General features: G+C 45.5%; 12 protein-coding genes. 3 read left to right on the forward strand and 9 right to left on the reverse strand.

Features of this window, described 5'->3' with window-relative positions; genetic code table 11:
• Nucleotides 1–2 precede the first annotated feature (2 nt).
• Nucleotides 3–1,265, reverse strand: coding sequence for a fimbrillin family protein (locus BHV72_RS10405; protein ID WP_286855760.1), 1,263 nt, complete (start codon nt 1,263–1,265; stop codon nt 3–5).
• A 13-nt stretch (nt 1,266–1,278) separates the two neighbouring features.
• Nucleotides 1,279–1,668 carry a fimbrillin family protein gene (locus BHV72_RS10410; RefSeq protein ID WP_286855762.1) on the reverse strand — a complete coding sequence of 130 codons (390 nt, stop codon included), beginning with the start codon at nt 1,666–1,668 and terminating at the stop codon, nt 1,279–1,281.
• Between the two features lie 253 nt (nt 1,669–1,921).
• On the opposite strand from BHV72_RS10410, the gene BHV72_RS10415 reads away from it, so the two are divergent.
• The 3 genes from BHV72_RS10415 (at nt 1,922) to BHV72_RS10425 (ending at nt 5,944) form a co-directional block, all read left to right on the forward strand.
• On the forward strand, nt 1,922–3,847 hold the full coding sequence (locus tag BHV72_RS10415) for a rhamnogalacturonan lyase (RefSeq protein WP_286855764.1): 1,926 nt from the start codon (nt 1,922–1,924) through the stop codon (nt 3,845–3,847).
• Between the two features lie 88 nt (nt 3,848–3,935).
• The gene (locus tag BHV72_RS10420; protein ID WP_087413496.1) at nt 3,936–5,507 is read left to right on the forward strand and encodes a right-handed parallel beta-helix repeat-containing protein; all 1,572 of its coding nucleotides are present in this window, start codon (nt 3,936–3,938) and stop codon (nt 5,505–5,507) included.
• Nucleotides 5,508–5,527: 20 nt separating this feature from the next.
• Nucleotides 5,528–5,944 (forward strand): hypothetical protein, encoded by a 417-nt coding sequence (locus BHV72_RS10425; protein WP_087413497.1) that lies wholly within the window; start codon nt 5,528–5,530, stop codon nt 5,942–5,944.
• A 39-nt stretch (nt 5,945–5,983) separates the two neighbouring features.
• On the opposite strand, the gene BHV72_RS10430 is transcribed toward BHV72_RS10425, so the two are convergent.
• From BHV72_RS10430 to BHV72_RS10460, 7 genes are all read right to left on the reverse strand, one after another.
• The gene (locus BHV72_RS10430) at nt 5,984–10,336 is read right to left on the reverse strand and encodes a hybrid sensor histidine kinase/response regulator transcription factor (protein WP_195621809.1); all 4,353 of its coding nucleotides are present in this window, start codon (nt 10,334–10,336) and stop codon (nt 5,984–5,986) included.
• A gap of 57 nt (nt 10,337–10,393) precedes the next feature.
• Entirely contained in the window at nt 10,394–11,353 is a 960-nt protein-coding gene (locus tag BHV72_RS10435) for a polysaccharide deacetylase family protein (RefSeq protein WP_195621807.1), read from the reverse strand.
• Nucleotides 11,354–11,497: 144 nt separating this feature from the next.
• Nucleotides 11,498–13,111 (reverse strand): DUF5060 domain-containing protein, encoded by a 1,614-nt coding sequence (locus tag BHV72_RS10440; RefSeq protein WP_195621805.1) that lies wholly within the window; start codon nt 13,109–13,111, stop codon nt 11,498–11,500.
• 24 nt (nt 13,112–13,135) lie between these two features.
• On the reverse strand, nt 13,136–16,423 hold the full coding sequence (locus BHV72_RS10445) for a DUF4450 domain-containing protein (protein ID WP_286855768.1): 3,288 nt from the start codon (nt 16,421–16,423) through the stop codon (nt 13,136–13,138).
• 195 nt (nt 16,424–16,618) lie between these two features.
• Nucleotides 16,619–18,763, reverse strand: a complete 2,145-nt coding sequence (locus tag BHV72_RS10450) for a hypothetical protein (RefSeq protein ID WP_022219196.1) — start codon at nt 18,761–18,763, stop codon at nt 16,619–16,621.
• A gap of 141 nt (nt 18,764–18,904) precedes the next feature.
• Nucleotides 18,905–20,302, reverse strand: coding sequence for a sulfatase-like hydrolase/transferase (locus tag BHV72_RS10455; protein WP_373129593.1), 1,398 nt, complete (start codon nt 20,300–20,302; stop codon nt 18,905–18,907).
• 119 nt (nt 20,303–20,421) lie between these two features.
• Nucleotides 20,422–22,068 (reverse strand): RagB/SusD family nutrient uptake outer membrane protein, encoded by a 1,647-nt coding sequence (locus tag BHV72_RS10460; RefSeq protein WP_009121903.1) that lies wholly within the window; start codon nt 22,066–22,068, stop codon nt 20,422–20,424.
• Nucleotides 22,069–22,072 lie beyond the last annotated feature (4 nt).

Below are 22,072 nucleotides of genomic sequence, written 5' to 3' on the forward strand. Positions count from 1 at the left end.
GATTAAAAAGCTACGGCAAAGCGGAAGAAACCTTTGGTTCCATTACTAACTCTACCAATAAATAAATTGGTTCCCTCAGCAACTGCACGTAAAGGAGATATCCACGCATTAGATGATCCTCTAAAATCACTTGTCCAATAAAATCTATCAGAAGCCACAGCATCATAGTCACTATATTGTAATAAGCTTCCTCCAATTTTTGTGATACTTGCAGAAATAACAGCATAGTTATTTTCGATAATATTCAGTTCCTCATAAGAGGGTAAATACCATCCAGAAGTTTTTCCTTCTTCAATAACCACAGTAGTACGATAAGTATTAAGGAAATCTACAAAATCCGTTCCTAGCCCCCCTACATTATCAGCAGCGAGCTCTGTAACCTTAGTATTATTATAACCTACTATTTTTGTAGGAACATTATTAATACTTAACGTAGCGTCAATATAACCAGAGGCATAATCTTGGGTATTCAGCCATTCCTTATAATCAGATTTGGTTGATCCAAATCTACCGCTAACAGCACCACTCTTACTGATAGCATTATTAAGCGCTATCGCCAATCCATTAACACATGAAGGACATTCTCTCTTCAAGACATCTTGAGTCTCGGTATATGTACCATTATACAGTACTGACGGTTGAGGATTACCTACATAATACACAACACCAATAATACTTGCTTTTACAGCTTCATCCAATTGCTCCAGATTATAATCTTTATCAATAGTCGTACCATCCTTACAAAGGAAATCCCCTATCTCCAGCGTAGGATTATAATTAACCTCTTCTTCCACACCGATATTCCCTTCAACATTAGGTGTCCATCCATCAATAGTCGGAGAATCAATCTGTAACTTTTCACCACTTTCCGTCTTACTCAAATCAACAGTATACTGGTATTCCTGAGAACTATCCAAAGCAGGTTTCAAACTTCCTGCATAGATTTTATCTCCTACCTCAATAACCAATTGAATAGGCTCCGCTTCACTTTCGGCAACTACCGGTGGTAAAATAATAGAAGAGGTAGTACCTAATGTAGTTTCCACCTTTACGCTTCCTTTAGTAGATCCAGGTTTCACTTCACCGGTAGCAGTATCGAAAGTTCCATCAATAATAACTCCCTGCAATGTATAGGAGATAGAAGTTTCCGCTTTAGTTTCAGCAGCGCCGCCATTCGCAATATTCAGACTCACTTTACTCATCTGATGCTTGAATTTAAAGGCTACATTCGGATTACTCCGCGAAGCAGTTGCCTTAGCATACATAAAATCTATCGCATTATGGCCCTACATACTTACCTGCTTCATCAATAATCTTAAAATCAAGTACTCCTGCGGATATATTTTCATTACCTGTATACGGATAATAAGCAGTATATTCAACCTCATCATTACCTAAAATATAAATTCCTGTAGTACTGGAGAATTCACCGGTAACACTACCTGCCACATATTTGATATTCAGATTCGGATTAGAGAGATTATCGCTTACACCGATTGCATCACCTACCGTCCAAGCAATACCGTCATCGCTCACGCGCGTGTTCACCTGATCGATACTGGCCGACACTATCAGTTTAGACCCTGCAATATCTTGCCCGTCATAATCGTTATTACAGCCGCTTAGCAGAGCTACTGCAACAGCACTTGTCAAAAGAATCTTTTTCATCTTCATGATATTAAATATTTATTAGATTATTAAAGTTAAACCGCCATGTTTATTCGCTGATTCTGTTGCAAATGTAAACAATGTCTCCCAAACCAGCCATGACGTTTATTCACTTTGCATGTAATTTCATCCACTGCCCCAACAGCGTTCTTTTTCCATGTATTGTGTACATATATACATAATTAATAGAAAAATATCCGTTACTTTTGACCTCGAAAAACAATATTCCCGTAACCCAAGAACTGAAAAAGATATGAGAAAGCACCTGTATTATCTAATCGCATCCATGCTGATTATTACTATAAGCTTAAACGCCCAGACTAACTACAACTACAAGAAATTGCAACGTGAAAATCTCGGACGTGGCGTAGTCGCTATCCGCAAAGACGCTTCTACCGTCACCATTTCATGGAGATACCTCTCATCCGACCCTATGGATACCGAGTTCAACGTATATCGTAACGGGAAAAAAATCACCTCGCAACCGGTCAGTACCGGCACCTTATATAATGACGCGTACACAAGCCGGAATGCTGCAACTTATGAAGTGCGCCCTGTTGTAAAAGGAAAAGAGACCAATCATAAGAACGGCCGTTATACCCTGCCCGCCAATGCCCCGACAGGTTATATCCGGATACCGATGAACAAACCTGCAAACGGCGTCACTCCTGCGGGAGATACTTATACCTATTCGCCCAACGACGCCTCAATAGGCGATATAGATGGAGACGGGGAATATGAAATCATCTTGAAATGGGATCCGAGCAATTCCCACGATAATGCTCACGACGGCTATACTGGTGAGGTGCTGATAGACTGTTACCGCCTGAATGGCGAACAACTATGGCGCATCAACCTCGGAAAGAACATCCGTGCCGGTGCCCATTACACACAGTTTATGGTCTATGATTTGGACAATGACGGCAAGGCCGAGGTAGTAATGCGTACAGCCGACGGGAGCATAGACGGTAAAGGCAATATCATAGGTGATGCCACCGCCGACTATCGTGAACCGGGAGAGATGTATACTCCCCGAAAGAGGAAAGGAGATACCCGAACACCCGAACCGAGACTCCGTAATCAAGGACGTATCTTTAAAGGAAAAGAATACCTCACCGTATTCTCCGGCATGACGGGAGAAGCCTTGCAGTCCATCGACTACATTCCCCAACGAAATGAGTTGAGAGGCTGGGGCGATAATCGTGCCAACCGTAGCGATCGTTTCCTTGCATGTATCGCCTATCTGGACGGTATCCATCCCAGTGTAGTCATGTGCCGCGGTTATTATACCCGTACCGTCCTTGCCGCTTTCAACTGGAACGGAAAGAATCTGACGAACTCCTGGACCTTTGATACGAATGAACCGGGCAATGAGAATTTTGCCGGTCAAGGTAATCACAACCTGCGTGTAGCAGACATAGACGGCGACGGCTGTGATGAGATAGTCTACGGTTCCATGACCGTAGACCACAACGGGAAAGGACTGTACTCCACCGGCATGGGACACGGTGACGCACTGCACCTCACACAATTCGACCCGTCCAATCCGCGGCTGCAGATATGGGCATGCCATGAAAATAAGAAAGACGGCTCTACCTTCAGAGATGCAGCCACAGGGGAAGTCATTTTCCAGCTACCGCATCATACGGACGTAGGGCGTTGCATGGCAGCCGATATCGACCCAACCCACCCCGGCGTAGAGATGTGGTCGGCACGTTCCGAAGGCATACGCAATATCAAAGGAGAAATCGTGGCTCCCAAAGTAAAGAAGCTCCCGATGAACATGGCCGTATGGTGGGACGGAGATTTACTACGGGAGATGCTCGACAAGAATATCATCAGCAAATATAACTGGAGAGTGGAAACATGCACACCGCTTGTCACTTTCGAAGGTACAGCCGGCAATAACGGTACAAAATCCAATCCATGCCTGCAAGGTGACATCATAGGTGACTGGCGTGAAGAAGTATTGTTACGCACCACCGACAACACGGCATTACGCCTATACGTAAGTACCGTTCCCACAGAGTATCGTTTTCACACATTCCTTGAAGACCCTGTATACCGTATCAGCATAGCCACTCAAAATGTAGGATATAACCAGCCTACCCAGCCCGGATTCTACTTCGGACCGGACTTAAAAGGCGTATTCAGAGGATGCCGGTTAAAACAAAAATAAATCAGGTAATAGGTTATTGAAATTTCCTACCGGCAAACGAACGTTTCAAAATATACCGCCATATACCATAACAATAACATCTGTCATCATGAAAAGATTAAAAACAATATTCCTTTTACTTTGCCTGCCGATAATGCTGACAGCCAAAGAATACTATGTGGCAACCAACGGCGACGATGCCAATACGGGCAGCATCGATTCTCCTTTCGCTACGCTGGCGCGTGCGCAGGCGGAAGTAAAAGCCGGCGATATAGTATATATCCGCGGCGGGAGATATATCATGGAAGAGTCGCAAATTATGGGAGAAAGAGAAAAAATCTACGCCTGCGTATTCCTGATGGACAAAAGCGGAACGGACAACGAACACCGTATCTGTTACTTCGGTTATCCGGGTGAACGTCCGATATTCGACCTCTCTCAAGTAAAGCCCTTCGAGAAGCGTGTCAGCGTGTTCTATGTCAGCGGCTCCTACCTGCATTTCAAGAATATCGAAGTAGTAGGTACACAAGTCACCCTTGTCGGGCATACCCAATCTGAATGTTTCAGCAACCGGGGCGGCAATAACAATATCTATGAGAACCTGTCCATGCACGATGGCATGGGAATCGGTTTTTATCTGGTGAAAGGAGCTGACAACCTGATATTGAACTGCGACGCTTACAATAACTACGACACCGTTTCGGACGGTGGCAGGGGCGGTAATGTGGACGGCTTCGGCGGACACCCCGACAACAATGGAAGCGGTAATGTATTCAGAGGTTGCCGTGCATGGTGGAACAGTGACGACGGCTTCGACCTCATCAACTCCGGCCAAGCCGTTGTGATAGACCACTGCTGGTCTTTTTACAACGGTTACCGGCCGGGCAGCACCTCCGCCAAAGCGGGAGACGGTACCGGCTTCAAGGCGGGTGGCTACGGCATGAGTGACAGTCCCAAAGCCCCTGAAATCATACCGATGCACGAAGTAAAAAACTGTATAGCTTATTACAACAGCAACAAAGGTTTTTATGCCAATCATCACCCGGGCGGCATCCTTTGGTCCAACAACAGCGGATATAAGAACCCGTCCAACTATTGCATGCTCAACCGTAAATCGATAGAAGAAGCTGTTGATGTAGCCGGATACGGACATATCCTAAAAAACAATCTCTCGTACAGTCCGCGAAGTGCGGAGAAACATATCATCGACATTAATGAAAGTCTGTGTCAAACAGCCAATAACAGTTTTCTGCCTACGGTTATGATACTTACAGAAACAGATTTCCTTAGTCTGGATGCCGGCCAGCTAACAGCAGAGCGCAAAGCAGACGGCAACCTGCCGGACATTACATTCCTGCAACCCTCGGAAAGCAGCCGGCTTTACGCCACCCGGATAGGATATTCGTTCGAAGCCCCTGTTACCGATGAAGACAATGACGGAGTCGATGACAATACAATAATTGGTGAGAAAGACTGGCTCATGGAAGCCGCCATTCATGTAAATAACAGCATTGCCAGCATAGAAGGACCGGGAGCGGAGGAATTTACCGCTTTCTACATCAACGGACAAAAAGTGAAAATGAGTAACGGAACTGTCGACTTATCCGCATATAACGGCAAACTGAATCTGAAAGCGACCTCTACTCAAGGCGGCATCGTGAAACTTACCCTACACAAATAAAGTTTATAAACAGCATAATCATGAAAAGAATCATCCATACATTCGTTATCGCCTTTCAGTTTATCATCTTATCAGCAGTTCTCACTGCCTGCAAAGAAGACGACGGTAACATCTCCTCACCTCAGGAAGTCACTCCCTCATTCTTCTGGGAAGGGAGTTCATTTCAGCTGGAAACGGACAACGGTTGGGGTATTACCCGCTTTGCCAACCGCGTCGCCCTTAGCAATTTCCATCAAAAATGCCAATACCATCTCTCATGGGACGGCGGTTCGGGAGCAGGAGAAAAGACAAACGGTATTTTAAAGATAGCCGAAGCAGGAAAGAAACTGCAAACCATCCGTCTCGACGCATTGCTCATAGAAGACATCAATGGAATGTATTACAACATCCATTTCCAAAAAGGCGAAGCAACGGGTATATTGCTATTCTCCAAATAACCATGCAAGAACAGACGGAATGTCACAAAACAACCATTATCAAGCTTGTGATATACCGTCTTTGTTCTTTTGATAAGTTGAAGGAGACACCCCGAATTGCGTCTTGAAGCATTTACTGAAATAGAAAGGATCATTGATGCCTACCTGATAAGCCACTTCCGCAACAGTGGCATCCGTCTTCAGTAACAACTCCGCCGCTTTCTTCATACGCATTACACGCAGATACTCTTTGGGCGCATAACCGGTAACTCCTTTCACCTTCCTGTAAAATATGGTTCGACCCAATGCCATCATAGAAGCAAAATCATCCACAGTAAAATCAGGATTATCCAATTGTTCCTCCACGATACGTGTCAGCTTATCGGTAAACTCTTTATCCTTATCTGTCGTGCATATCACCGGACGTATCATGGAAAGGTCGCTCGAGAACTTCTCACGCAGTTTATCCCGTTGCTCAATCAGCTTAAATACGCGTGCCAGCAATAGCTTTGTACTGAACGGTTTCGTAATATAGGCATCCGCTCCGTTTTCCACCCCTTCCAAGTGACTTTCGGGCGCATTCAAGGCAGTAAGCAGAATGATAGGGATATGGCTCGTATTAAAGTCGCTTTTCAATTTTCCGGTAACCTCGAATCCCGATAGCCCCGGCATCAGGACATCACAAATTATCAAATCAGCGTCATACGAGTAAGCCCGTTCCAACCCGGCATTACCGTCTGCTTCCGCCATTACTTCAAAGTAAACGGAAAGCTCCTCTTTCAAGAACTCACGTACATCCGTATCATCTTCTATAATCAACAGTTTCCGTTTATTCAAAGGTACGACCGGCAGACCTTCTTCCTGTATCTCTTCCTTATCCTGCCCTGTATCCTCACCTATACCGGAAACCATCCTCTCTTCCATGTCCGACAAATGTTTCTGCGCCATTTCTTCCTCACGAAGCAGAACATTGTTAGGTATCAAAAAATCTTTCTCTTCATAAACCGAAGTATCGGTAGAAAGCACCACCGTAAAGACAGAACCGCCTTCGGGATTTTCATCATACGTTATAGTCCCTTTATGAACATTTACCAATTCATGGGTCAGATGAAGCCCCACCCCTACACTGCTACCGGAAAAGTTACTCTGCATGAAACGTTTGAAAAGCTGGTCGCGTTTCTCTTTAGGGATACCGACACCGGAATCGGTTACCTTAATAACTAATTTATGAGCGGCGGCATCCACCTGTATAGAGAAATCTACTTTCCCACCCGATGGAGTATATTTGAACGCATTAGAAAGCAAATTATAAATAACCTTATCCAAATTACCCTTATCAATGAACATTTTATAAGACGCCGCGGAAGGGATAAACCTGAAGTCCATTTTCTTGGACTCGGCGGCATCCTTGAAACTCAGATAAATTTCATAAAGGAACGCTATAACATCGGTTTCTTCCAACGAAAGAGCAAGCTTGTTATTCTGCATTTTCCTAAACTCAAGCAGTTGATTAATAAGTCTCAGCATGCGTTGTGTGCTCTTATCCATGACTTTTACCGAGTAGGCCATTTCTTTGGGTATCTTGCCAACACGATGCATCTTCTCCAAAGCAGCCTGAATCAGCGTCAACGGAGTACGAAACTCATGGGAGATATTGGTAAAGAATACCAGCTTGTATTCCGTAAGCTGTTCCTCCACTTTAATCTTATTACGCAAATCATTCATGTTGCGAATAATACGATAGACCGTATAGAACACAAAAACTATAAACAGAAAATAAAGCAGATAAGCCCAAGTAGTACGCCAGAACGGCGGCGCAATGACAATCCGGAGCATCGTATCCTTATCGCCCCACTGTCCTGCAGCATTACATGCTTTTACATGCAAATTATAGATACCCGGTTTCAAATTTTTATAGGCAGCAAAAGTCAAGGTAGACGGAATACTCCATTCTTTATCATACCCTTCCAATTTATAGCTGAACTTTGGCGGAATCGTAGTAGAATAATCCAGCGTAGAAAAGTTTATTCCGAACGAATTCTGGTTATATCTCAAATGAATGTCACGGACATAAGCAAGGGAATATTCCAAAGGTGAATTAGGTTCATCGGAAGATACCGATATACCGTTCAGCTTCAATTCGGTGAAAGTAACGGAAGGAATACTTTGCACGCTTTCCACTTGCGACGGGTTAACGATAGTCAGTCCTTGATTGGTTCCCATAATAATCCTGCCATCCCGCAATCTCAACGCACTGCTTTCGCTATATACATTGCACAGCATATCGCTGGAGAAGAAGTAGTTCTCAAAAGTCTTTGAGCCAGGAAAAAAGCAGGAAACTCCATATTCGGTAGTAATCCATACTTTACCTTCCGTATCTTCTACAAAAGCCTGTACCATACTGTTCACTAAACCATTGGCTACACCATAATGAGTAAAATTCAGCTTGCCGTAATCATTACCGGGCGTACAAATACAGAACCCCGCACCGGATTCGGCAATCCATATATTTCCCTTGCTGTCCTGCATTATATGCCGCACTTCATTACTCAGCAAACTTCGGTTACTCCAATTATAATGGTGATAGGCTTTAGGATTTGCCAACAATTCCTCAGGACGGAATACAAATATACCATCACTCGTGCCTGCCCAAATCCATCCTTGTTTGTCCTCAATCAATACGCGTATGCGTTTCTGCGAATAGTATTCATTGAGGAAATGACGGAATTTATAGCCGCCCTGTCCATCGGGTTCGGCAAGGTCCAGCCCACCGCCAAAGGTACCGATCCACATCCGCCCTTTACTATCGCGCAACATACAAAATACTTCATTGGCTGCAAGCGAATTCACATCATCAACCCGATAAGTGTACTTTTTATCTCCCGCATACAGTCCATCACCCCTACTTCCCAACCAAAGGACACCTGTGGAATCTTCACAAAGCGCGTATATATTTTTGCCATAGACAGCTTTGTCCTTTAGGCAAGACAGTACAGCATCGTATACATAAACCTTTCCATCGCGAGTACCCAGATAAATATCCCCATTAGTTGCGGCAGCCAGCATACGAACATTATTCACATGTGTTTCCGTATCGTATTTCACCGGCTCCGGATAGAACTGTGCGGCTCCCTCATTCACTACCTTCAAATGAGACACTCCCGTATACTCGGAACTCAACCAAATGCTCCCCGAACGGTCTTCCATGATATATTGCAGGGCATTGGACGAAATCAATGAGGAACGGCTGTCATCCGCTTTGAAATGGCGCAGTTCGTCAGTCCGCAAATCATAGGTAAAAAGCCCGTTGCCATAAGTTGAAATCCAAAGAATATCACGTGAGTCGTGTACTACATGATAGCGTTCCATATCGATATACCCCACCTTTTCTTGGAGCATCAGTTGAAAAACTTTCACGACGCCGGTTCCCGACTGAATATAATATAGCTTACCTGTCTTGTTGTGTACCCAATAATTCCCCCGGTTATCTACAGCAACTTCACCGCCGGGAATATTCCACTCCGGTGGTGAGGGTTTCAAAGCATTGCTCTCCAAATCAAAAACGAAACTGCCTTTTGAAGTAAAGATAACCCATTGGTTCCCAACCGACAAACTACCCGGCAAATCCATACCCGAGGATACATCCGGCAACTTTGCCGCAAAGGCAAGCCGCCCCTTCTTATCCGCAGTCCAAATTTCACCTTCGATGGTTATAAAGCAGGTTTTGTCTTTAAAACGATAGGCACGCTGGAAATAATGTGACTTATCAACACACTGCAACGCATTATCTTTCCAATAATAAAGTCCTCTATCCGTACCAATCCACACCCGTTTACCGCTATCCTGCAACACAAACAGGATATTGTCCGATTGGAGCTGTCCACTTTTCGCATTAAAGACTTCCGAAACAAACTTGCTTTCTCTATATTGTATACGCCGACAGCCTTGCCCCCGTCCCCATAACCAGACTTCGTCAGATAATATGGTTATATATCCGTAGTGGTCTTCATGTTCCCCACATCCGGTGAAATCCACGAAACAATCCTTCTTCAAATCATAACAACTGAAACGATCGGCAGAGGTAGATATCCACAAGAAGCCGTTATTATCTTCATACAAATGCTTGACCCGTCGGTCTGCAAGTGAAATACGTCCGTTATTTTTAGGCAGGAAAGTACGAAACGAATTACCGTCATAACGGTTCAGTCCGTTCAGTGAACTCATCCAAATAAAGCCTTTGCTATCCTGATAAATATAACGGACAGAATTATTGGACAATCCGTCCGCTGTAGTCAGATATTGTACATGTACCTTAACGGAAGCATAACCCGACAAATTCATTAGTGCAACAAGACACACTACCAGAAAGGTATAAATTCTTCTCCCGCAGACTCTTTGTTCTATGTTTTTCATAAGTTTCCGATGTCGTTACGGCAAAAGTAGTGATTTTCTCCGTATTACGGGGAACTTCTATCTAATAGTTACTATAATTTCATCGCCAAAAGGGTCGAAGTCGAAAAATGCTTTATCGGAACGAAGTTGTACGGGAAGTTTCTTTTTCCCTTGTCGGACGGAAAGTTTCTTTATAGTTTTCCCCTCAATGACCATAGTCAACGGTTCTGTAAAAAGTTTCTTATCCAAAGATAATTCCGGAACGATATATAATTTATTCTTTTTCTCCGTTACCCTCAAATGAATCGCTTCCTTTTCTTTGAGATAGGAAACAACCTCACAGAAAGTTCCGACCCATACTTTGTCTTCATTGGCTTTGACCTGATCCCAGTGTTCCCACAAAAGTTGCGGATTTCGGAAAGCATCATACCCGTAAGTCAGACCGTGCGTCATACCCACACCCCAATCACCCGTCCTAATCAGTGTTTCCAGCCACTTCTGCAAATCGCGGGCTGTACGCTTACTGCCTACGGAACGTTGTTTTAGCCGCGTACCCACACGGTTTCGAGCAACAAATTCCATTGCGTCTCCTTGCTTCGTATTATTGGGATAAGCGTATGTACGAGGCATTATACCGACATTGGCATATATCGCACTGTCGTTTTTCATTATATCTTCCTTGAGTACGTCAAACGGGAATTTGGCAAAATTACGATGGGCCCAGCCATGATTGGAAATCTCATGCCCGTTTTCCACCATTTCTTTCAATTGAGGCCACGTTACACGAGTAGTATCTCTCACGCGTCGCTCATCCTTATTCACTTTAGAACCATTAACAAAAAAAGTTCCGCGAAAACCCCGTTGTTCCAATTGCGGAGCTGCCAGTGTATAGTGCTCTGCCAACCCGTCATCAAAGGTATAACTGATAGCGCAAACTTTATCATGCCGATACTTGGCGACATATACATTCCAATCCGTCCCGAATGAAAAACCGGAATAAAAAAGCGTACATAAAAGAATAGTCAAAAAAGTTCTCATGGTTGTCCTATATTTAAGTTTATCCTCGACAAAGATAAATAAACGTCCTGATATACAGCAGCCATGAATATTCGGAAACCATGTAGTTTTGTACACTTACCTCATCTGCGTCATACCGCTTCCACTTATTATCATGCATCGCGATTATTCATTCGTTACCGTAACGCGTAACATCAGATACGGCAACAATGGCAAACGAACTTTCCGGAGATTCACATCATAATGCCGGTAATCTATCGTTTTTCCGACTTCAAACGTACCGGGATACTCAGTGACAGTCATATTCCATGTATCAATGATTTCCACTTTATATTTTGTACCGGATCGCACTTTTTGATAAGAAGCGTTCTTTGCCGGAAGATTGAATAACCATTCATCCTGTATCTGCCTGCCGAAATAAATCAAGTAATAACCATCTCCGGCCGTAGCTGTCCGATGGTCACGGCTGACATCCGCCAATTGCAACGGTTGCGGCAGTGAGTCCAGCAGACTGCGGGTAAAAGGAATACGTTTCCACGATTCACCACGCCACTCTCCGCCTTTTGCCCAGAAAATAGTGTCCATGCTGCCGGTATTCCACTGGTAGCATTCTCCGTGCGTGACGTATGTACCGGCTATCAATCCTTGCCAAATACGATGAAGCATTTCAGGTCCGCTCAAACGTCCCCAACGGGAAGCCAGATTCCCCTCATAACACACTTCATCAAAGATGACCGGCTTGCGGTAAACACCGCGCACAATAGAAGCACGCCCGAAATCCTCAACCGGAGCCTCATCCTGAATACTGGTATGCGTCAGTTCTTCCATCCAATAAGGGAAATAGGTTGCCGTACTCCCATGAATGGAGCATAAATGCCCATAGGGGTCTGACGCGGCAACAGTCCGTATCAAAATATTCCAATCAGCTTCGTTTTTGGCCTTGACGTAATCATACTCATTCGCCAATGACCACCACACATTACTGAAAGAAGCAAGACGCGCCGTCAGATATTTGATATATGCCACATTGACTTCCATCGGCATACTGTCAAATCCCCAACGTCCTTTATCATAAGGATGGAACAGAATTAAATCCGCTTCGATACCCAAATGCTTCAGATTATCAATGCGTTTCTCCAAATGGCGGAAAAAAGCAGGATTGAAACGTGTAAAATCAAACACCGGTTTCCCGGAAGAATACTCTTTGACAAGAAAAGGATAGATTACCGGTTCTTCCTTGCAAAGGCCGTAATTCTTCGGAAACACACACATCCGCAGTTTATTAAACCGCGCTTTCCCCAATGACAACAACGTTTTCTCCTGTACCGGCTGTGACATGTGGGTCCAGGCATACGCCGTAGTGCCCAGCGGATAATATACGGTACTGTCGGCATACATAAAATTATGCGTATCTTTCACCCTCACCGGACCGTGATTATCCGCAACGGCCGGCACACATTCCAGAGCGCCCTGCTTTCCGGTCAAAGAAAGCATATTGCTTTGCGTGACATAATGCCACATCCCCGGTAAAGCAGGCATAAAGCGGATAATATACCGCCCGTCTCCGTCATAAAAACCCTGCACGTTGACCGTGTCTCCTCCTTGCTGCCAAAAAGCGGCGGCCAGACTGACATCCGTAAAAGGATTTCCGTCGGAAGTACCTTGCAACGCGACCTCAAACCGTCCCCACTGCGGAACTTTCTTCACCTGTGCATTAAGTTGCCAAACAGAAGTTATGAGGCACAGCACGCATAAAGCTATTTTTCTGAAATATTCCATAATTCCCTGTCTTGAAATCCGGGCTTACTGTTGAAGCGTAATACCCATTATTCCTATCACCACCTCATTAGAAAGCGTTTCCAATACCAGACGCGAAAGTTTCTTCTTGGCATTCAACGGCATTTCCAGCAAGACAGCCGCACCGCCGTCTACCTCACGCGACACCCCGGTAAAACCAAGTTCTTCACCGAAATTATTACTTAGCTCACCCGTTTTCAAACGCAAGCGATAGAGAGACGGAGCATGACGATTAAAGGCCTGTCCGTCTTCAAAGAATATTTGTTCGATAGGAGGCCAATTGTCCGGATTTACCAAAGGCAGAGTATCACAAGTGCCATCTTCATAATATACGCGGATTACGCCATTCTCAATATGGCACTGCATATGATTGGTACTGCCCGCCATCAACAGATAGGCACGGGATGCCTTACCGGCCAGAGGAATCTGCAAGCTGTCCGGATAATTGTCCCAAAGAGAGGTGAAAGCAATGTTATGCCCCGCGGCAGGAGTACGGAAAGGTATTCCGAGTTTTGTTTCCAGCACACCTTCGCGCACAGCGGCACGCAGACCCGTATCATCAATCCCGGCCGTTTTCAGCGGATGACACCACTCGCCTATACCTTGTTTGGGTAATTGCAACGTAGTGTACGGAGAGCGGGGCGATAGATATTCATTGCGGAAAATATCCGTTACATTTGCATTGAACACCTTCTGCATATCAACGGGGGTGCATTTGGCAGAGTCGACGGCTTTAAAGTCACCAGCCGGAATAGTTTGTTTACAACTGCCGGCTACCGGTTGTTCCACCGGCGCCCACCATTTCATCTGTTCCTGTTCCATGGCAATAAAGCTGACAGGTCCCGCTTCACGAACACGGGCCGAAGGATAAGCATCAATAGAAACGGGAACTGTGAGCGACTCTCCTTCCCAATTGACATCGATTGTTATTTCCTCACCGGAAGAAGCCGGAACGGAAACACTAAGCATAGGCCGGCCAACCGAATTTTCAACCAATTTCCATGCCGCCTCCTGTCCGTTTACTATCAGACGCGCTACGGAAGAGCGACGCGCCGGAAACTGCAATTCCAGATTACGCACCGCAGACAGGTGATGAGTGACGGTATAAAGCGAGCGATCGCGGGAAGAATATTTTCCGGCAACCGCTTCACCCGCCTTAAAATCAAAGTCAATATCCGGCGTATGCAATGAAGCATACTCCCACTCTGTCGGGAAACCGGGCTTTATCAACAAGCGACCGTTCAAAGCATCAGGCAAGATACCGTAAAGTCCTTGAATCAATGTACGGGAAGCCACTCCGATAGGATCGCCGAAATCGCGATAACACTCCCCTCGGGCGGCGTCATAGAAACTTATCTGTCCGAAGTTACCCGGACTCTCACCTAAATACATGCCATCGAGAACAGAGCTTTTCAATAATTTGAAGCCCGCCTCTCTGCGTCCTGCCTGAAAATAGGCCAGTGACGTATGCATCACCTCGGCAAAAGCTACATTATTGATACTCCATGAGTAGGGCATCCAGTCGGTAGTAGCCACTGTGGCATACTCCCCGGCATTAATGGCAGCCCCCGCTTCCTTCAACTGCTTCTGCCAACGGGCATAAGAAACCGCATTGACAGGCAAAGCGGCAGTACCGGCGGTAAGGACATCATCCGAAGTTACGACAGGAATATGAGGAATTTCACGGTCTACATAACTTGTAGCAAGATATGCCTGGAACGGATCTGCCACATCACTATCGAGGGCATGATAAATAGTCCATACAGCAGCGTCTTCATGCAAACGGCGGTGTCCCATGAAATCCTGAAATTCAGCCCAATGTCCTTTCTCCGGCAACCATAGGCGGGCGTTGAGCGCTTTCAGTATCTTATCGGCTTCTTCCCGATAAGGTGCAGGGTCCTCGCCGATTTTCTCGGCAATCAGCGCAGCCAGCCTATTGCCGCGATAGTTATAGGCGGAACTGTGTGTGACAGCTCCACTGTTATAGTACAGTGCGTCACTTGCCCAGATACAGGCATAGGCATCGTAAAGGCCGTCGTTATCAGGGTCGAAGTTACGTTTTTCCCAAGCAAGATGCAACGTCAGCAAAGGCCACATACGACGGGCATAATCAAGGTCTCCGGTCCAATTGAAGTGCCACAGCAATTCGTCTATGTAGCAGAGGTTCATGTCATAATGGTGCATCTGGTTATTTCGCCGGGGATTTCGACAAATATACCCGTTGCTGTATTGAGGTGTTCCCCAAATCTTGGCCGAACGTGCCAGTGCAAGAGCGGAATCTTGTGCAGGATGCGGAATCGTATTAGGAATCCCGGTTACCTGACTGGCGGCATAGTTATCAAAATGAGTGCGTGCGCGATCGTGCCAACCCAATACATCGCCTACATAAGCAGCGCGCCAACCACTCAGCGGCATACGCCAACCGATAGCTCCATGCAGCCACACGCCCTCTTCTCCCCAAATGCCATCGGCGGCAACGGCAAGCGCACCGCCAAGCGTGTTGAAATAAGGATCGGGAGTAGTAATTTTGATGCGTCCGGCAAGTTCACGGCAAGCATTCTGCAAAGTAAGATATTGTACATCGCCATCCGGTACTTCTTTCAATTCGTTACGGACAATACTTATGTATAAATTTCCGTCGGACGGAAAACGGCATTTCAGCGTTTGCAATACCGTACCGTCTTCTGCCGGTTCAAAACATCCCGGCGGGTCTGCTCCCATATCTCCGCTACGGAAAAGCTTCTTCTGACGGATAGGCGAATTCAACACTTCCAGCTCACAGCCGGCAGGCAATTCTCCGGAGAACTTCCACATAGCCATTTCCTCCGTCAAACTTGCCAATACGGAAATCTTCAGGACGCAATTCTCTCCCCATGTTTTGTCTTTCAATAAATAAATGCGGCTACCCGGATTATAGCGAGCCTCGCACCAAGCGGTCTCTTCCAGCGGTGTAACCGTCCCATCCGGCAGGCGCAGACGAAAACGGATATTACGGCTGTCGTTCTTGACATAAGTGGCAAATATCGGACGATCGCTGGTTTCCAGACGCCATGCCGTAGGACTGCCGTAGAGAGCACGGGTATAACGGTTCTTTCCGTTAACACAGACAAAATCCTCGCCGGACGGCAGGTATTGCAACGCACGGGGAGTTCCCCGCTTATGGTCATTGTAGGAAGTGGATTCTATCAAATCACCTGCTTTCTTCGGCGCTTTAGACGAAGAAGCATATTGCGCGTAAGAACCCAAAGGGGAGAGTATGGTAAAAATAATTGTAAAAACAGAGGTACGATTCATAGGGCTCGTTGATTTCAAAAGATGAGAGTATAGCTTAGGGTATCTCACAGTACGACTGAGGTACCCTAAGTATACGACTGAGGCAGGCTCAGTCGTATAGTGAGACTACCCCCTCTTACAGGGTATTCCGAGAGGGTATGGTAAAAGGAGTTTCCTATCAGGCATACATAATAATATTTATGTACAGCCAGAAGATTACGGCATCTGTTTCAGTCCTTCCCAACGTACATCCCACGTACCGTCTTGCGGGAAACCGGGATTCTTCACTTCACAGCCGTCCCAACCTGCGCACATCAGCGCTACCGCAGTCAGCAAACCGCCATTACCCGGCAAGTAGCAACGTAAACGGCCGTCCTGATAGTTATGCCCATTCAGCAAGTAAGTATTGGTACGCTTATCCATCAGCAAAGCGCCGACAGCCTTTTCGGGTTCACCCAGACGAGTGGCATTCATGGCGGTCATCGGATAATCCCAACCCCATGTCTTACCCCAATTCCAGTTATCCCACACCCAATGAAGCGTATTCTTCATATAGTCGGCACGTATCAGTTTGTTCATAGGCAGGATGCCGACAGAGCCAAGTACAGCCATGTGGTCGCTGGTGAAACGAATATCCTTATACGTATCTACCGCATTTTCGGCAGCCAGATAAAGGCTGTCTTCATTATAGGCCAGCGGTGAGAGTTTGTCAATCATTTCATCCCACTCCAGATTGCGTTTTTCACCGGCACGTTCGCGCCATTGCTGCGCTACATTCATTGCATAGTGCCAGTAAGAGAGTTCAAACGGCGGATTGATGGTAGTAGCGGCACGTAATGTTTCCTGTGCAGGAATCGCGCCTTTCAGGATAAAGCGGCCATGGAAATCATCGTACGTAGCGAAAGAGTACATGAACTTTGCAGTCTCTTGCACCAAATGGTTGTATTTCTTAATTACTTCATCCGAAGGATTGGCACGGTAAACGAGTTCCGCCAGATAAATAAAGTGCGGTTGTTGCCAAATCAGGAAACTGCCGACATTAGACGGTGCTTCCGTTCCGCTGGGATCGGTCATTTTCATCCAACGGACTCCGTCGAAACCTTGACGGCGTGCTATCTCACGGGCAACCGGTTCCACCGTTTCGTACCAGCCGAGTGTGCGGTCCAGCAACTCCGGATGCCCCCAAAGCGCCTGCCAGGACTGATGCCACCATATCATTTCGAGGTGGAATTTACCGAACCATGAGTTATACGTCAATCCGGTTTCCTGCGGCGGAACGCTACCTGCCGACTGAATGGCCAGCAAGTATTGGCTCAATACAACACGGCGTTCCAGTTCTTTGGCACGCGGGTCGGTACAATGTGAGAAATCTACGGCTGCGCCGTTCTTCCAGAAATTATTCCAATAGCTGTTGCCGGCAGCCAGAGTTTCGGCAAAGACGGGCAGCGCATCGGCTGTATAAGTCGCAGGTTCACTTTCGAGTACGGTTCCGGGGAAATCGGAAGTAAACTTGCAAGAGAAAGCGAATTTATCTTCTTCCGGTGTCAGTACAAAATAGTTTGCCGACTTCTCTTTGAGGGAGGCTTTGCCTTCCCAATGCAAAGATACGTAGTAAACCGTAGAATCAAGCGTACGTTTGAGAACAGCGCTTTGCGCATCTTCAAAAACTATATTTGTAGTGTGTTTGTCGTTAGCATCCCAATTGCAAGCGTCATCGGCATGGGCACCCGTAGGATACGGGAAGTGCAGCTTCACTCCTGCATGTGCCGGACTGGTGATGCAGGCGGAAATCATATCCAACTCCGGATGACATACAGTCTGTACATCAAAAGCGTTGCCATTCAATGCGAAATGACTGTTGATAACACCGTTCCACATATCCAGTGTTTGGGCAATATCGGTAATATCCGAAATCTTCACACTATCGCCCAACTCCAGCCCTACGATGCCCAAATGCAGGCGGTGAGGGTTCACACGGAACCAGTTAGAGGCTTCTTTCTGCCGTCCGTCTTCCTTAAACTGGCAGGCGTACAATTCTTTATGGCCGCGCCCGAAATCGTATTCCTTTAAGTATTCTTCCGGTTTATAGTGATCGGGATTACCGAAACTGTGCCAGCCCCATTGGCTTTGCGTACCCAATGGTACACCTTTCTTATATGCAACAGGGAAAGTCTGAAGTCCGGTAGCATCCACTGTAAAAGCAAATTCACCGTTACCCACCGACAGCGACGCCAGGGAGTCAAATGAAGAAACCTGAGGGTTATTACGGGCAACCAATGCCTCACGATCTATCGGCGCTTGCTTTTCCGAACCGCAAGCTGCCAAAACGACTGCAAGTAGAGAATAAAATAGTTTTTTCATGGTATTTTTAGTGTAAGTAATATATCTCATAGTTGTGAACGAAGCAAAGATAACGCTTCCTCAGCAACCAATCTCTGTATGTATTGGCAGAAATGCTAAGAGATTTGCTTCCAAACCAATCAGGCAGAGGGAGCTTTCCATTTATTCACCCGGCAACGGCCAGTTGGGGGTAGGAACACGCATAGTCTTCATTTCTTCTTCAAACTGCGCAACCTTTTCAGGATACTTATCCGCCAGATTAACAGATTCGGTCATATCCTCCCGGATATTATACAATTCCAACGGAGCATCTTTCTTTATGGTCACTACTTTCCAATCCCCACGTCTTGCAGCACGCTGCTTTCCGGGAAACTCCCAATACAACAAACGATTATCCGTATCAAGGCTCTGTCCATAAAATAAAGGAAGAATATTGATACCGTTAAGTTTCTGCGGTAATTTATCTGTTGCGCCCGCCAAAGCGGCCAAGGTAGGCATTACATCCGGAAAATAAATAATGTTATTCAGTTTCCGTACCGGAACCTTCCCCGGCTGGTTCACGATAAAAGGCACACGGATACCACCTTCATAAAGTTGTCCTTTCATGCCTTTAAGGGAACCTTTACACCCTAATTCCGCCAAAGGAGCTTGTTTGGCCGCACCATTGTCCGATGCAAAGATAACCAATGTATTCTCACGTAGTCCCAATCTGTCAAGTTCCGCCAACAAACATCCGATAGCCCGGTCCATGTGAGTGATAAGCGAAGCATAACGCTTGGTATTCATATTCCAAGACTCATCATCATACCAGCCGGTTTCATCAATAATATAAGGTTCGTGGGGAGCATCGTAAGCCAGATATAAAAAGAACGGATTATCCTTATTGCGGTTAATGAATTTAATGGCATCTTCCGTTGAAAGATCCGTATTATGCTTAATATGCCTGTCCCCCTCATTCTCTTTCACATTCTCCAGTTTTTCGTTATTGAAACGCCAATAGGGATAATAATACGGATCATTCGAATAGGTGGTGCTGATGAGCCAGCCATAAAACTCGTCGAATCCCCGGTTCAAAGGAGTAGCCTCCGGATTAAAACCGTCCAAATGCCATTTATTCACCAGGCAAGTTCTGTAACCGGCGGCTCCGAGCACGGTAGCAATTGTTGTGTCATTCGGTTGAAGATGCATACGACGGATAGGTTTTGTACCTTTCAGCCCCTCAATGCCGCCGGCAGTACAAAAGTTATCGCGAATGGTAGTATTACCGGTATTCTTACCCGTCATCAGAGAGCAACGGGAAGGAGAACTAATGCCGGAACCGGCATAACATTGGGTAAAAGCGGTTCCCGTAGCCGCCAGACGATCTATGTTGGGAGTCTCTATGTATTTATTCCCATAACATGCCAAGTCACAATACCCCATATCATCGGCTAAAATAAAAATGATATTAGGCTTACTTTCTTTTACTGCGGCCGGCTGTTGCGCCTGTGCCCCGAGATGAGGCATAATAAGCATTCCGGTACCGCATACACTTTCTAATAATATTCTTTTTCTAAACATAATCGACATCAAATATATAGAAAAAAGGTGGTATACCCCTAAAAAGCATCCACCTCTTTCCTCTTTCACTAACCTAAAATTTAATCTATATTAATCATCACATGCAATTAAGTGAGATATCAATTCTTATATCCCTCATTCTGTTCATAAAGACCGGGAGTCACGTTCATCTGATTACGGGGAATTGGATAAAGATAACAGCCTTCTCTTAGATTTGACTTCAATTCAGGATAATTATAACGGTCGAACTTTGCCTCTGTATCTGATTTCCAAGTACCGTAACGAACCTGATCGAACCAACGGATACCTTCTCCCATTAACTCTATTTTACGTTCGAGTTTGATGTATTTCATAGCATCGTCCACGCTTACGCCTGTTTCAGGTCTTAAATCACAATTAGCTCTTTTACGTATTCTATTGACAATCTTCATGGCATCTTCCGTCTTACCTTCGCTTGCCAGCAACTCTGCATACATAAGCTGCATATCCTCAATACGGATAATCGGAAGATTCACACCCCAGTCATCATAATTCTTCATCGCGTTCTCATCGTAAGAAGTGTTCATCATCTGAAGCTTCGGCTTTGTCGGCAAGAATTTATAGAACATAGCCTTTGTATATACAGTAGCAGTTGTACCATCATCAAAAGTCATCTCCTCCTGGGGACTTTGATAAGCATTAACACCGCCATCTGCCGGATGAGCCTCCAATACACCAAAAGTATAGCCACGCCCGTCTTTGCCATTTGCATACTCTCTGTCAAACTCATGCATTAATGTTTTTTCCACATAAATAGAGTTCGCCGAGCATACCCACTTTGTCCATGAAGCAGGGAAGTTCTTGGTAGGAATCATATTGAAGATTGCCGGATTTCCCGTACCGCCACTACGATATTGAATTGCAAATACCGAGTATTTGTTATAATAATCCGTAGACGGCATCCATTGCATTCTCCACTCTTCCAACGTAGGAGCCCAATACTCTTCAGCGTGCGAATCATTCAACACACTTTCCAACTGTGTCTTCGCCAAACTCTTTGCGTTGGCATCGTTATACGGGAAACCGGCCAATGTCATATATACACGTGCCAGCATGGCCTTTGCCGCCATTCTATCCGCACGTCCTTGTTCTTCTATGTTCTTTTTGCCTTTGGCATCCTGCATGTCCTCCTTATACGGAAGCCCTTCCGCTTTCTTCAAATCAGGAATAACTACATTATTGATGATATCCGACGGAGCAGATTGTTTTACCGACTTAATCTCTGCCGGAGACATCGGTCTGTCAACAACAGGAACATAACCAAACAAACGTACTAATTCAAAGTAAGCCCAACCTCTTAAAAAATAGGCTTCATTTAAATGCTGTTCTCTAATATCTTCCGAATCATATGTACAGCCGGGAATCTTGGAGATGGCGACATTGGCATCGTATATTACTTTATACCACATATTCCAAGTGTTGTCAAACATCTCTACATTGTCTGCCGCTCTGAACGTTCCTATTTCCGAATATTCACGATAAGCATCCGGATTAGGTTCTACCCATGCTATATCAGAACGGCACTCCGACATAAACCAATATTCACAGTTGGCAGCCTGACGCAAATCGGCATAAACACCCAGAATACCCTGTTCTGACTGACTTTGAGTCTGGTAAAATCCATCCGATGTCAATCTGTCCACCGGAGGAGTATTCAAGAAATCGTCACAAGAAGAAATTGTAAGTGCCAACGCACCTATCCATAATATATTTTTAATCTTAAGCATAATT

Origin of the sequence: Bacteroides sp. 43_46, assembly GCF_001915455.1 — a bacterium.
GTDB lineage: Bacteria > Bacteroidota > Bacteroidia > Bacteroidales > Bacteroidaceae > Bacteroides > Bacteroides caccae.

Coding starts and splice junctions, on each gene's coding strand:
- BHV72_RS10405 (WP_286855760.1), bottom strand. CDS start 1,265: ATGTATGCTAAGGCAACTGCTTCGCGGAGTAATCCGAATGTAGCCTTT.
- BHV72_RS10410 (WP_286855762.1), bottom strand. CDS start 1,668: ATGAAAAAGATTCTTTTGACAAGTGCTGTTGCAGTAGCTCTGCTAAGC.
- BHV72_RS10415 (WP_286855764.1), top strand. CDS start 1,922: ATGAGAAAGCACCTGTATTATCTAATCGCATCCATGCTGATTATTACT.
- BHV72_RS10420 (WP_087413496.1), top strand. CDS start 3,936: ATGAAAAGATTAAAAACAATATTCCTTTTACTTTGCCTGCCGATAATG.
- BHV72_RS10425 (WP_087413497.1), top strand. CDS start 5,528: ATGAAAAGAATCATCCATACATTCGTTATCGCCTTTCAGTTTATCATC.
- BHV72_RS10430 (WP_195621809.1), bottom strand. CDS start 10,336: ATGAAAAACATAGAACAAAGAGTCTGCGGGAGAAGAATTTATACCTTT.
- BHV72_RS10435 (WP_195621807.1), bottom strand. CDS start 11,353: ATGAGAACTTTTTTGACTATTCTTTTATGTACGCTTTTTTATTCCGGT.
- BHV72_RS10440 (WP_195621805.1), bottom strand. CDS start 13,111: ATGGAATATTTCAGAAAAATAGCTTTATGCGTGCTGTGCCTCATAACT.
- BHV72_RS10445 (WP_286855768.1), bottom strand. CDS start 16,423: ATGAATCGTACCTCTGTTTTTACAATTATTTTTACCATACTCTCCCCT.
- BHV72_RS10450 (WP_022219196.1), bottom strand. CDS start 18,763: ATGAAAAAACTATTTTATTCTCTACTTGCAGTCGTTTTGGCAGCTTGC.
- BHV72_RS10455 (WP_373129593.1), bottom strand. CDS start 20,302: ATGTTTAGAAAAAGAATATTATTAGAAAGTGTATGCGGTACCGGAATG.
- BHV72_RS10460 (WP_009121903.1), bottom strand. CDS start 22,068: ATGCTTAAGATTAAAAATATATTATGGATAGGTGCGTTGGCACTTACA.